Below are 13,774 nucleotides of genomic sequence, written 5' to 3'. Positions count from 1 at the left end.
ATGCGTGTTCTGCGCAATAGCCATGCACATTCTGCGCAGATCGAAGAAGTGGGCCGCAAGGCGAGAAGCTCTCGTTTGGGTTTACTTTTGCGGGGCCTGAGGGCGAGCTGCATCGACCCGCGATTTAGCGCATATCAGAGATGCGTGAACCGCGCAGTCTCTCTGCAAAGCGCCTCGTCGGCCATTGCCGCTCTTGGCTGAGGTTGCCAGATTTGGACTTCGGGATGCTCCGTCTGATTCGGTTTTGGTCTCGCGATGCCCCGGTTATTGAAGCAAAGCGTTCTGCGGCTTGACTTCCCCGGGAGGGTCTGAGTGAGCGGCAGCGGGGTTTTTGGCCACCAACACGTCGATCCCTTCCGCTTCGAATGCCCTTAGTTCGTCCGGATCGGCACTTTCGTCAGTTACCAGCGTCCAGGGTTTGCCCAGGCGGGTCCAGAAGTGGAAAGGCCGGTGGCCGATCTTTGCGCCGTGCGCGAGAACATAGACGCGCTCTGCGCGTCGGGCCATGAGTTCCTTGAGTCTTGTCTGGGTAAGCTCGGCCTCACATACGCCATCAGTTGCACTGACACCGTCAGCCCCGAGAAAAGCGCGGTCAAACGTCATGCGTTCCAGGGCCGCCTCTGTCAAGGGGCCTACAAAAGCTTGACTGAGTGCCCGCAGCCTTCCGCCGAGGCACTCCAAATCAATGCCTTTGCTGTCATTTAGCTCCGCTATGACTGAAAGGCTCGTTGTGGCGACGTGAAGCCGACTCGTCGCCTTAAGCTCGTGGGCTAGCAATGCGATGGTCGATCCGGCGTCGAGTAGAACCGACTCTCCCGGCTGAATGAGCTGGGCTGCGGTCCGGGCGATCGCCAATTTCGCGTCGTACGCTTCGCCTGCGCGCTGCCTTAGCGCGGATTCAGGATGGGCAGCCGGTGCTATGGCGCCGCCGTATGTCCTGGCGAGAAGTCCTTCAGCGGTGAGGCGCGCGAGGTCGCGGCGGATAGTCGATGCCGTCACATTGAAGCGCGCGGCGAGTTCCTCCACGCCTGTCAGGCCGACGGTGGTGGCGCGCTTGACGATCTCATCGCGGCGCATGTGGGAGTTCGTGGCCAATTCGATGCCTTTCGCTACGGGTCAGGCCGATGCACATCCCGTACACAGCTTTCGACGATGATCAGATGCTACCCGGGCAGGATCGCTCGGCGCTTCCATTGGTCACTTCGCTGATCCACGATTTCCTGGGCGAAGTCCGCAATCCGTTTTCGTATCGGATGCAGGAGTTGCCTATATTATTTACATCTATTTGTCAGAAGTTGGCGGTAATCCCGCAAATGACGACATTCCGCGGTCTAGGGTGGGACATCGAGAGGACAGGCAGAGTGACCGGATCACGCAACGGCACGCGCAGCCGGGAGGATGTGCCGGTGGGTCCGCCGGGCGGCCTCATCGTTGGCGCGTATGCCACGTCTCCATACCGCAACGACTGGCATCCAGAGTTCGAGAGTCGGCTTTTTGGCCGCATGATGTGCGGAGGCCTGTCACCCGCCTCCTCGCCGCTAGCCGGTGAAGAATTTCCCAGCGACTCCAACCCCAACCACCCTTAAGAGGTCAGCCCGTGCCCCCACGCCAATCTTCCGAATCTTCCAGAGTCAAAGCCGCCGTCAGCGACGCGTATCCTTCCATGCGCGCGTCCATTCTCGAAGGCCAGATCCCCCCCGGAACGCGGATCAACATCGACGCCGTTTCCCGCAGCCTAGGCGTGTCCCAAACGCCGGTGCGTGAGGCGCTGCAGCGGCTTGAGGGGGACAACCTTGTGGTGTACAGCCCCGGCCGCGGCTATAGTACAACGCCCCTACTGGATCTGGCCGAGCTGCGCTCCCTTTTTGAGTTCCGGCTTCTGGTAGAACCCTGGGCCGCGCGCTCGGCGGCGGTGGATCGGCTCGCGAATCCCGCTGGGGCGCTCGAGAACGAGCTGGCGGCGTTCCGCAGCGCAATGCAGGGCGCGGGGGACCGGCGCCAGGACCTCGTGGCGCACGACGCTCGCTTTCACGACACGATCCTGGCTGCGTCCGGCAACAATATCGTCCGCCACGCCTTTGCACAGACGCACTGCCACCTGCACACGTTCCGGCTTTACCCTGCTGACGTCGACGGCGCCATCACCGTCGCTGAGCACTCGGCCATCCGGGAGGCCATCCAGGCCTGCGAGCCAGAGCAGGCCGAGGCGGCGATGGCCGAACATATCAGGAACTCATTCGGGCGGTTTGCGCAGGCTTTCTCGGGTAATTCAGCGTTGCCGCCACTGGAAGACGGCGGCCCCTCAGGGCGACACATTGTGAAGTGAAACGAAGCCCCGGCTTGGCACCGGGGCTTTTTGCTGGGCTGACCCCTTGATATCGATACCATTTCCTATATGATTGTTGAAATTCATATAGGAAATGGCCATCCGGTCGTTCACTGAGAGAAGAGATTCATGCCCTCCATCATTTCCATCACCACCCAGGACGTCCGGTTTCCCACGTCCTTGGAACTCGATGGCTCCGACGCGGTCAACGTTGACCCGGACTACTCTGCGGCTTACGTCGTCATTCGCACGGACGCGAGCGACGAGGGGCACGGCTTGGTGTTCAGCTGCGGGCGCGGGAACGACATCATTACGTACGCCATCGACGCCTTCTCCCGCCTGCTGCTGGGCCGCGATATTGATGAGTTGATCTACGATCTGGGCAACGCGTCCAAGCGCCTTATCCACGATTCGCAGCTCCGTTGGCTTGGCCCGGAAAAAGGCGTCACGCAAATGGCGGCTGGAGCGTTGGTCAGCGCCCTTTGGGACATCCGTGCCCGCCGCGAAAACAAGCCTCTTTGGCTGCTCCTCAGTGAAATGCCCGCCGAGGAAATCGTCGACGTCGTCGATTTCACGCATATCCGTGACGCCCTGAACCCGCAGCAGGCGCTCGACATCCTGCGCGCCGGCGAAGAAGGCAAGGCTGCCCGCATTGCGTCACTCATGACCGACGGCTACCCGGCTTACACCACGTCGCCCGGGTGGCTCGGTTACAGCGATGAGAAGCTGGTGCGGCTGAGTAAGGAAGCCGTTGCGGACGGCTTCTCGATGATCAAGCTCAAAGTGGGCGGGGACATAAACGACGACCGCCGCCGCATGGCCATCGCCCGGGAAGCAGTGGGAAACCTTCCTATCGCCATCGACGCCAACCAGCGCTGGGAGGTGTCCGAAGCCATCGACTGGGTTAAGCAGCTGGCCGAATACGACCCGTACTGGATCGAGGAGCCCACCAGCACCGACGACATCTTGGGCCACGCGGACATCCGCCGGGGAGTATGGCCGGTTCGTGTCGCCACCGGCGAGGCCGTGGCTAGCCGAATTGTCTTCAAGCAGCTCATGCAGGCTGGCGCCATCGATGTCCTTCAGCTCGACTCCACCCGCGTGGGTGGTGTGAATGAAAACATCGCGAACCTCCTCCTCGCCGCCCGCTTCGATGTGCCCGTATGCCCGCATGCCGGCGGTGTGGGGCTGTGTGAACTGGTCCAGCACTTCTCCTTCTTTGACTACGCCGCCATCACCGGCACGCAGGAAGGCCGGATGATCGAATATGTGGATCACCTGCACGAACACTTCGCCGAGCCCGTTCGCATCCTCAACGGCCGGTACACCGCGCCCCGCCGCCCGGGCACGGGTGCCGAGATGCTGAGCGCATCCCGGACGACATGGGAATTCCCCACCGGTGCCGGCTGGCTTGAGGTGGGCGACCGAGCGGCCGTGACGGGCGCGTCCCTGGTTCCCGCAGGCGGCGTACGATGAACACCACCATCGAAGACCTCAACGCCAGGGTGGAGGCCGCCCACGGTGCCTTCGAAAAGGGCCGCGCAGCGGATCCGCAGGTCCGTGCTTCGTGGTTGGAGGCCGTGGCAACCGGGCTGGAAAATAGCGGCAGCGCCCTCGTGGAGCTGGCTAGCAAGGAAACACATCTCAGCACGCCACGGCTAGAAGGCGAATTGAAGCGCACCGTCTTCCAGCTGAGGCTCTTTGCCGAAGAAATTCGGCAGGGCGAACACTTCGACGCGACGATCGACCATGCAGACGCCCGCTGGGGCATGGGCCCGCGGCCGGATCTCCGCAGGGTCAACGTCCCACTCGGCGTTGTGGCGGTCTTCGGGGCATCCAACTTCCCGTTTGCCTTCAGTGTCATGGGTGGCGATAGCGCCTCGGCTTTGGCCGCCGGCTGCGCCGTCGTGCACAAAGCGCATGACGGCCACCGGCAACTCGCGGCGCGCACGGCGGAAACCGTGATGGCCGCACTTGACGGCGCTGGCGCACCCTCCGGCCTGTTCTCGCTGGTGAATGGACGCCCCGCGGCCGAGGCGCTGGTAGACCATCCGCTGATCAAGGCCATTGGGTTCACAGGCTCGACGGCGGGCGGCAGAGCATTGTTCGACCGCGCCGCCGCGCGGCCGGAGCCTGTCCCATTCTTCGGCGAGCTGGGCGGGATAAACGCCGTTTTCGTCACCAGGGGAGCCTGGGAGTCCCGGCGAAGCGAGATTGTCAACGGTTACTTCAGCTCGTTCACTATGGGCATGGGGCAGTTCTGCACCAAACCGGGACTGTTGTTCGTCCCCGCTGGCGGCCGGGATGAGGTTCGCAGGCTGCTGAGCGATGCCCTGTCCGGGTTCTCACCTGCCGAGCTCCTGAGTGAGCGGCTGCATCACGGCTTCCGGGAGGCAGTAGAACAGCTTCGGGACAAGGCCGGTGTTGACGTCCTGGTGGAAGGCGACTTCGCGGCGGCGCCGGCGCCAACCCTACTTCACACCACCCCAGCTGCTGTGCGCCGTGATCCGTCGATCCTTCGTCAGGAAATGTTCGGGCCGGCCAGCGTAGTTGTGGAATACGGCGATGATTCCGAACTTGCGGCCCTTGCAGGAATGCTCGAGGGGCAGCTCACCACCACGTTGCAGGCAGAGCCGGATGACGACGTTACCGAGCTCGCCGCCCGGCTGACGGACGTCAGCGGTCGCGTGCTGTGGAACGGCTGGCCGACCGGAGTCACGGTCAGCTATGCCCAGCACCACGGTGGACCATATCCCGCCACGACATCGGCCACCACCTCCGTTGGAACGGCCGCCATCCGCCGCTTCCTTCGGCCTGTGGCCTATCAGTCGTTCCCCGAGGCGCGACTGCCCGAGCCACTGCGGGATGCCAACCCTTGGAACGTGCCGCAACGAGTGGACGGCGAGTGGCGCGGCAGGGGACGTGTCGCTAACTCACCGTCGATTGAAGATCCGCGATGAACTCCCGCCATACCGCTGCCTCGGTTCTACCCGACGACGCCGGAGACGCGCTACTGATCGGCCGGATCTGGGACTTCGAAACCGCCGGTCCCCGTGTGGTGGCGGTCCACGGAGAGGACATGTTCGACATCCAGCGCCTGGCCGGGACGGTCTCCGAGCTGTTGGAGCGCACAGACCCGGCTGCTGATGTTCGCTCGGTAATTGCCGACAGCTCGGTGATCGAACCACGGTGGAAGACTGCTGACGTCGTCGAGGCGTCCCTCCGGCAGGAAACCAGCCGACCCTGCCTTCTGGCTCCGGTTGACCTCCAGGTCATCAAGGCGTGCGGCGTGACTTTTGTGGACAGCATGATCGAACGCGTCATCGAGGAACGCTGCGGCGGAGAGGCCAGCCGGGCCACGGCGATGCGCGAGCTCGTGGGCAAGGCACTCGGCGGCAGCATCACCGCGGTGCGCCCCGGGTCTCTTCAGGCCGCGGAGGCCAAACGTGTTCTAATCGCCGAAGGTCTATGGTCCCAGTATCTGGAAGTCGGAATCGGGCCGGATCCAGAGGTCTTCACTAAGGCGCCGGTGCTCTCGTCTGTGGGTCTTGGCGCCGGCGTGGGGATTCCATCCTTTTCTTCGTGGAACAACCCCGAGCCGGAACTCGTGCTCATCGTCAATTCGCGGGGAGACGTTGTGGGCGCGACCCTGGGCAACGACGTGAACCTTCGCGACGTCGAGGGCCGCAGCGCGCTCCTCTTGGGCAAGGCAAAGGACAACAATGCCTCCAGCGCGCTGGGACCGTTCATTCGGCTGTTTGACGAGGGTTTTACCCTGGACACGGTACGGCAGGAAGAGATCCTGCTGCGCGTGGAAGGTACAGACGGCTACGCAATGGAGGGCCGCAATTCCGTGGCCAGAATCAGCAGGTCATTCGAGGAACTTGTGGCGGCCACTTTCGGCCCGCACCACCAGTACCCCGATGGTTTCGCCCTGTTCACGGGTACCTTGTTCGCACCCGCTCAGGACAGGGACACGCCCGGGCTGGGATTCACCCACAAGATGGGTGACGTGGTCACCATCAAGAGCCGCCACCTTGGCTCGCTCGTCAACCACGTGGCCGCAGCCGAAGAACTGCCGGAATGGACGTTCGGGGTCCGACAGCTGTTCAATTACCTGAGCTCTCAGGAACCCGCGACGCCAGCCCACAGCTGACGGTTCAGCGTCGCCGTCGCGCTGTGGTGGGGAAGCGTACGTGCTTTGCCTAGCTCTGGCTCTGGTGCTGAAACCCCCAGTCACCACCCCTATCTGCGCCAGTCTGTGATCTCGGACGAGGCATCCGAGTTGGTCAAGCCATTTGCTTCTGCGAAGCATTCGTACATGATTACCCCGAATCCTATTGTTCATCTGTTTGTGGCTGTAGATTTGGCTATCCTTCGCGAATGGCCACCGTTGCACCGGCAATGTGTTGAACATGACAGATGACAGACAAATTTTTAGTACAGCATTTTCACGACGTGGCTTCTTCGCGGCGGCCGGAGTCGCTAGTGCCGGCGCAGCGCTGGCCGGCGCGGCACCTGCGACCGCGGACGTTGGGGGTAAGGCGTCGGCGTTGCCGACGACGGTAGGTGACCCGCTGACAACCCCGATCGTGAACGGCCTGCACCTTCAGTTCGGGGCGGACGCGTCCAGCGAAGTCGTGGTGTCATGGCACACCCTGCAGCCGGTCAGCCATGCCCGGGCGATGCTCGGTGAGTTGGACGGAAGCTACGGCAAGAGCCAGGATGCAGTGCAGACCAGTTACACCGACGGTAAGTCCGGTCAAATCGTTTACGCCTATCACGCGAAACTCACCGGTCTGAAATCGTCCCACGACTACGTCTACGCGGCCATCCACGACGGCGCGCAGCCTGAGTTTGGTTCTTTCCGTACTGGACCGCGCGGCCGCGAGGCTTTCACCTTCACCAGCTTCGGCGACCAGGGCACGCCGACGTTGGGAAAGAAGTACGTCCCGCCGGCCGGAGTTACGCTCGCTAATCCGCCGTGGGTCAACGACAATCTCGGCTCGCCCGCTGCGGGGGACATGCCCGCCGGAATCGAACGCGTGCAGCCCTTGTTCCACTTGTTCAACGGCGACCTCTGCTACGCCAATGGCTCCGTGGACCGAGTACGCACTTGGACCGATTTCTGGGACAACAACTCCCGCAGCGCCCGGCACCGTCCATGGATGCCGGCGGCGGGCAACCATGAGAACGAGCTTGGCAACGGGCCAATAGGCTACGCGGCCTACCAGACATACTTTTCGGTACCGCCGCAGCCAGGCCAAACCGACATCACCCGCGGGCTCTGGTACTCCTTCACCGTCGGCTCCGTGCATGTGATCAGCCTGGCCAACGATGATATCTGCATCCAGGACAGCGGAAGCAGCTACGTCCGCGGATACTCCCAGGGCGCGCAGAAAGCATGGCTTGAGAAGGAACTGATCGCTGCCCGGTCCGACAAGGACATCGACTGGGTTGTAATCTGCATGCACCAGGTCGTCATCAGCACCGCGAGCGCGCTCAACGGCGCCGATCTGGGCGTCCGGCAAGAATGGGTGCCGCTGTTCGATAAATACGGCGTCGACTTGGTCGTTTGTGGCCACGAACACCACTACGAACGATCTCACCCGATCCGCGGCCAGCAGCCCAACGCGACACTGACCCCAATCCCGGCAGACACCAACACCGACATCATCGACACTACCAAGGGCACCGTGCACATGGTTCTGGGAGGCGGGGGCACCTCAGTCACCTCCAACCAGATGTTCTACAACCCGCCTGCCTGCCGTGTTATTACTAGCGTCGGACCGCTCAACCCTACGACCAACAGGCGGCCACCGGTTTACACGCAGGAAGACGCACCCTGGTCGGCCAAGCGCGACGCCGCCAACTCGTACGGATTCGCCGCATTCACCGTCGACCCGGGAACCCAGCCCGGAGGAATGACCAAACTGCAAGTCACCTACTACAACGTGCTCGGGCCACAAGGACAGCTGGCCGCCTTCGAATCCTTCACACTGCAGCGGCCCCGCACCGACAACACCCGCCAAGGTGTCGGCAGCGGAAACGACAAAGGCCAATAAAACTAAACCCCGTCCGCGGCTGAACCACGTCGGCCCGCTCCTGCTGCAAACAGGTGCAGCGGGAGCAAGCCGGCCAAGGAGACCGGTCCCTTACCCTTTGGTCCCGGCCAGCCTTCCGGGCGGGTCTGACACACCGGCAAGTCGCGCCGGGTACCTCATCGAGAAAGATTGAAGAACACATGCGATACCTCGCTCATCGATTCACCTGGAAACCATTCGCGGCCGCCGCCGGCGCCGCGGTCCTGGCTACCTCCACCCTCACCGCCGGCCTGTTCGGCTTCGGCGCCGGCCCGGCCACCGCCAGGGAAAACCATGTGGACACGTCCACACCCATCAAGCATGTGGTGGTGATCTTCGGCGAGAACGTCTCGTTCGACCACTACTTTGCCACCTACCCCAAGGCTGCCAACACGCCGGGCGAAACCCAGCAGGGAACCGGGCTCCCGGCAACCCAGTTCACCGCCGCCAAGAACACGCCGACGAACATTGCCACACTGGCTCACGACGGCCTGCTGGGACCGAACAACCCGAACTCCATCCAGCCGCAGCGACTGACACCGGCACAGGCCGTCACCTGCGACCAGAACCACACCTACACCGCCGAACAGTTGGCCTACAACGGTGGCCTCATGAACAAGTTCGTTGAGAACACCAGCAAGGACGTGTGTGCAGCGAACCAATATGGGGCGCCCGGCCTGACCATGGACTACTACGACGGGAACACCGTCACCGGTATGTGGAATTACGCCCAGAACTACGCCATGAGCGACTCGTCCTTCAGCACCGGCTTTGGCCCGTCAACCCCGGGCGCGTTGAACCTGGTCTCGGGCCAGACGCACGGTATCCAGGAATTCACTGCCGCGGGTGCACCCGTCGTTCCGACAGCCAGCACCAGCACCGTACGCGTCCCAAACTCGAGCGGCGTCGGAACAGTGATCAACGACCCCGACCCGGTCTACGACGACTGCTCCAACAGCAGCCATAAGACCACGAACAACGTGGCTGGCGCGCAAGGTAAGAACATCGGCGATCTGCTCAACGCCAAGGGTGTTAGTTGGGGATGGTTCCAGGGCGGATTCACGCCGACCGCCCCGGTGTCCGGAGCCACGCCGGCTTCCTGCCTGAGCACGCACACCAACCTCACGGGCGCCTCCATCGTCGACTACTCCCCGCACCACGAGCCGTTCCAGTACTATGCCTCCACCGCCAACCCGCACCACCTGCCGCCGGCTTCGGTCGCAGAAATCGGTCACAACGGCCAGGCCAACCACCAGTACGACGTGACGGCATTCGACCAGGTCGTCAACTCGAACAACATGCCCGCCGTGTCGTTCCTGAAGGCTCCCCAATACCAGGATGGCCACCCGGGAAGCTCCGACCCGATCGACGAGCAGGCCTTCGTTGCTAAGCAGGTCAATGCCATCCAGAACTCCCAGAACTGGGACAGCACCGCCGTCATCCTTGCCTACGACGACTCTGACGGATGGTACGACCACGTAGCAGCAGCCGTGAAGAACTCCTCCAACTCACCGGATGATGCCGCGTTCTGCCTGAACGCGTACAACAAGGGCGTACCCATGGCCGGCGGCTACGCGGACCGTTGCGGCCCGGGCCCGCGCCAGCCGCTGATCGTGGTTTCTCCGTTCGCGAAGACGAACTTTGTCGACCACACCCAGACGGACCAGACATCCATTCTGCGTTTGATCGAGGACAACTGGAGCACCGGCCAGATCGGTAGTTCCTCCCTCGACGCCCACGCGGGCTCGCTAACCAACATGTTCGACTTCAAACACCCCAACACGGACAAGGTCATCCTGAATCCGACGACCGGGGCCGTCGTCCCCGGAAAGGACTCCAACGGCAACGACAACGACAACCATAACGGAATCGGCAAGCAGATCAACAACTGGTGGAACGGCCTGAACTGGAATTGATCCTCCATCCTGCGCTCTAGCCGCAGCGACACAGGAGGAACCGGCTCGCCGTGGTGCTGCGGCGGATCTGCTGCGGTGCCATGACATGGAAATTCGGAAAGGACCTCCGCGATGCACACCACAGAATGCCGGTCGCGTCTAGGCATGTCCTGACGCTCCTGGCGGGATGGGCACTAGCCACAGGCAGCTTTTCAGACGAACGGGCTCAACGATGGGCCGAACTGCGTACCCTTGCGGGTTCGCAGCAGCTAGGACTTCTTGGTGAGGGGAAATACAGCATGGGCAAGAAAAGACGTTTGCGTAAGGGCGTGGCCATCCCGGCTGCCGCCGTGGCGCTGGTATTGGCTGGCGGCGGCGCTTATGCGGCCGGTAACACCGACTGGGGGCAGCGCCTGATCGGGCGCCAGGCCAACGGGTCGGTACTGACCGCGAGTAACCAGTTGGTCACCCCGGCCGGGTCCGGGGTGGAGCAGACCGGTAGGCCGATGGCTTTGGCCGTGAGCCCGGACGGTCACACTTCGGTCAATGAAACCTATGACGGGAAGGGCACATTCACCGTGACCGACTTGGTGGGGCATAAAGTCCTGCAGCAGTATACGCCGCCGGCCGGCACCGGCAGCGGACAGGCCGGGTATGGCGGGTTGCTTTACTCAGCGGATGGCAAGAGCCTGTGGGCCGGGCAGAAATCAAACCTGCTGCGTTTCACGGTTGCCGCGGACGGGACTCTGTCCAGCCCGGTGGTCGTGGCATTGCCGGGCGTGAGCGGTAAGCAGCCGTTGCCGGCCAGTCTTGCCTTCGCCCCCGGCGGGCAGCAGATCCTGGTCACCCTGAACGGAACCAACACCATGGCTGTCCTGGACGCGGGTACCGGGGCCTTGGTCCGTCAGGTTGCGGTCGGCAACGCGCCGCGGGACGTCGTGGTGGCCGGTGCGCACGCGTTCGTGGCCAACCAGGGCGGGCGCACCGCGGTGCCCGGGGATAAAACCAACCTCTCCTACAGTACGGATATTGTCACCAACACCGATAACGGTTCTCCGTCTACCGGTACCGTCTCGGAGGTCGACCCGGCGACCGGAGCCGTGGTGCGCAGTTACGACGTGGGTCTGGCCCCCTCGGCCTTGATGGTCCAGGGCACAGACGTGTTCGTCGCGAACTCCAACTCCGACACCGTCTCGGTGCTGGATACCAAGACCGGCAAAGTTGCCCAGACCATCAACGTCAACCCGTTGCCGGGTGCGCCGACCGGCAGCGAACCGAATTCGTTGACGATGCTGGATCCGACGCATCTGGCCGTGAGCCTGGGAACCGCGAACGCAGTCGCCGTCTACGACTACAGCAACGCCCAGACACCGGCTGGCTTTCAGGGCCTGATCCCCACCGGCTGGTACCCCGGCACCGTGGTGCTCGACAAGGCCCTGGGCGAGATCGTCGTGGCCGCGCAGAAGGGTGTCGGGTCCCTCGGCGCCCAGGCCACCAACAGCCAGGGCGCGGGCACCGCGACCGTCACCGGGCATAGCGTATATTCGGACATCGGGCTCGTCAGCACCGTCCCGATCCCCAAGACCAACGACATGCCCAACTACACCAAGCAGGTCTGGTCAAACAACCAATGGACCGCGTGGCAGGACCAGCAAAAGGCCAAGGGCGATCAGGGCAAAGCGAAGCCGGCGGCGATCCCGCAGCGTGCCGGTGACCCCTCCACCATCAAGCACGTGTTCATGATCGTTAAGGAAAACCGCACGTACGACCAAGTCCTGGGCGACGACACCCGCGGCAACGGCGCACCCTTCCTAGCCCAGTTCGGCGGGGCGATCACCCCGAATTTCCATGCCTTGGTCCAGCAAGGACCGTTGCTGGATAACACCTACTCCTCGGGCACTATGTCCGCCGATGGCCACCAGTGGCTGACACAGGCCAACGTTGATGAGTATCTGAACCAGTCGATCAGCAACTACACCCGGAGCTACCCTTACAACGGCGGGGACGCGATGGCCTACGGCTCCACCGGGTTCCTCTGGGACAACGCTGCCGCGCACGGCGTCAGCGCCAAGGACTGGGGCGAGTACACGAACAAGTGGACCAGCGCCACCGGTGCCAACGACACCAACAGCTGGGCCCAGTGGTACCAGAACACCCTGGCCCAGGAAGCCGGCAAACCAGCGATCATCCCGCAGGACGCGTTCCACGCCTCCACCGACGTGCCCTCGCTCACGAAGATCCTGCAGCCGCAGTTCCCGGGCTTCCAGCTGCAGATCCCGGACCAGTATCGGGCCGACCTGTTCCTCAAGGACCTGAAGAGCGCTGAACAAAACAACAACCTGCCGCAGTTGAACATCATGACGATCATGAACGATCACACCGCTGGCACCTCGGCCGGCTCCCCAACACCCTCGGCCATGGTCGCCGACAACGACCTTGCAGTGGGACGGATCATCGACGGCATTTCGCATAGCAAGTTCGGTCAGGACTCCGCCGTGTTCGTCGTCGAAGATGACAGCCAGAACGGTGTCGACCATGTCGATGGGCACCGCGCCCCGGTGCTGATCTGGTCCCCATATGCCCGCCGTAACGCGGTCGTAAGCGACTTCTACACCCAGCTCAACGTCGTGCGCACCATCGAGCAGATCCTCGCCCTGCCGCCCATGACGCAGATGGACCTCGCCGCCGAACCCATGTACTCGGCATTCACCAACAAAGCAGACACCACCCCGTACACCGCTAAGCCGAACCAGATCCCGCTCGACACCATGAACGGGGCACCGAACACCCTCACCGGCGCAGCCGCCGCATGGGGCACCTGGTCGGCGCAACAGGACTGGTCAGGACCTGACCGCGTCGATCCCGGCCGACTCAACCGGGTCGACTGGTACGCCGCACACAACTGGACCACCCCCTACCCCGGAGACGCCCGCATCCTCTTCCCCAACGAAGTACCCGACGGACCCGGCGACGGCGACAACGCCCCCATCGGGACCGGGAAATAGCAACAAGACCACGGCTAAACCCATAACGGGCCCCGTCTATACCTTGGTTCTAGCGGTCGTTGCAACACCCAGAATTTTGGGAGTTGCAACGACCGTGTCTCGTTTATGCTGTGATTCGCCAGGTCGAGGTCGCCATGGCCAAGATTGGAAGGCGGGAAATCCGGAAGTGAGCAGCCGACGCATTTACCCTGACGGCGAAGCATCGACTGCAAGACGGAAACGAGCTCCTTCGACGCCCGACCGGCCCAATCGCGGTGCCCGCACCCCGGCATCGCCGCGCTGGAAAAACCAATTGCTCCGCGATGCCTGCCTCTGGAGGATCGATAGAAGATCCGGGACCTGTCTGGAGCAGGAAGGTTCGAGCGGCCGGTCTAGACGATATGAAGTGAATGCAGATCCTGCCCGTCCGGGCCGGCCATTATCGCCGGGGGCGGTCCGGCAGCGCCGGCTTGGTGTGATCCGTTC

8 protein-coding genes are annotated in these 13,774 nt (G+C 63.0%); 7 read left to right on the top strand and 1 reads right to left on the bottom strand.

Going from position 1 to position 13,774, the window contains the following annotated elements; genetic code table 11:
- Positions 1-264: 264 nt before the first annotated feature.
- The gene (locus tag ABH924_RS20360; RefSeq protein WP_404501754.1) at positions 265-1,095 is read right to left on the bottom strand and encodes a DeoR/GlpR family DNA-binding transcription regulator; all 831 of its coding nucleotides are present in this window, start codon (positions 1,093-1,095) and stop codon (positions 265-267) included.
- 502 nt (positions 1,096-1,597) lie between these two features.
- Between ABH924_RS20360 and ABH924_RS20355 the strand changes: the two genes are divergently transcribed.
- The 7 genes from ABH924_RS20355 (at position 1,598) to ABH924_RS20325 (ending at position 13,309) form a co-directional block, all read left to right on the top strand.
- Complete coding sequence (locus ABH924_RS20355; RefSeq protein ID WP_404501752.1) at positions 1,598-2,326, top strand: GntR family transcriptional regulator; 729 nt, start codon at positions 1,598-1,600, stop codon at positions 2,324-2,326.
- A 129-nt stretch (positions 2,327-2,455) separates the two neighbouring features.
- Positions 2,456-3,802, top strand: a complete 1,347-nt coding sequence (locus tag ABH924_RS20350; protein ID WP_404501750.1) for an enolase C-terminal domain-like protein — start codon at positions 2,456-2,458, stop codon at positions 3,800-3,802.
- Positions 3,799-5,286, top strand: coding sequence for an aldehyde dehydrogenase (NADP(+)) (locus ABH924_RS20345; RefSeq protein ID WP_404501748.1), 1,488 nt, complete (start codon positions 3,799-3,801; stop codon positions 5,284-5,286). Before ABH924_RS20350 ends, ABH924_RS20345 begins: the two co-directional genes overlap by 4 nt.
- Positions 5,283-6,482 carry a fumarylacetoacetate hydrolase family protein gene (locus ABH924_RS20340; RefSeq protein WP_404501746.1) on the top strand — a complete coding sequence of 400 codons (1,200 nt, stop codon included), beginning with the start codon at positions 5,283-5,285 and terminating at the stop codon, positions 6,480-6,482. Before ABH924_RS20345 ends, ABH924_RS20340 begins: the two co-directional genes overlap by 4 nt.
- A gap of 259 nt (positions 6,483-6,741) precedes the next feature.
- The gene (locus ABH924_RS20335) at positions 6,742-8,391 is read left to right on the top strand and encodes a purple acid phosphatase family protein (protein WP_404501744.1); all 1,650 of its coding nucleotides are present in this window, start codon (positions 6,742-6,744) and stop codon (positions 8,389-8,391) included.
- A gap of 179 nt (positions 8,392-8,570) precedes the next feature.
- Positions 8,571-10,325 (top strand): phospholipase C, encoded by a 1,755-nt coding sequence (locus ABH924_RS20330; RefSeq protein ID WP_404501742.1) that lies wholly within the window; start codon positions 8,571-8,573, stop codon positions 10,323-10,325.
- A 278-nt stretch (positions 10,326-10,603) separates the two neighbouring features.
- Positions 10,604-13,309, top strand: a complete 2,706-nt coding sequence (locus ABH924_RS20325; RefSeq protein ID WP_404501740.1) for an alkaline phosphatase family protein — start codon at positions 10,604-10,606, stop codon at positions 13,307-13,309.
- The last annotated feature ends 465 nt before the right edge of the window (positions 13,310-13,774 follow it).

It is taken from the genome of Arthrobacter sp. GAS37, from assembly GCF_044908325.1.
Lineage (GTDB): Bacteria > Actinomycetota > Actinomycetes > Actinomycetales > Micrococcaceae > Arthrobacter > Arthrobacter ramosus.
Note: the sequence above shows the minus strand (reverse complement) of the source record. Positions and strands in the feature narration are given on the sequence as shown.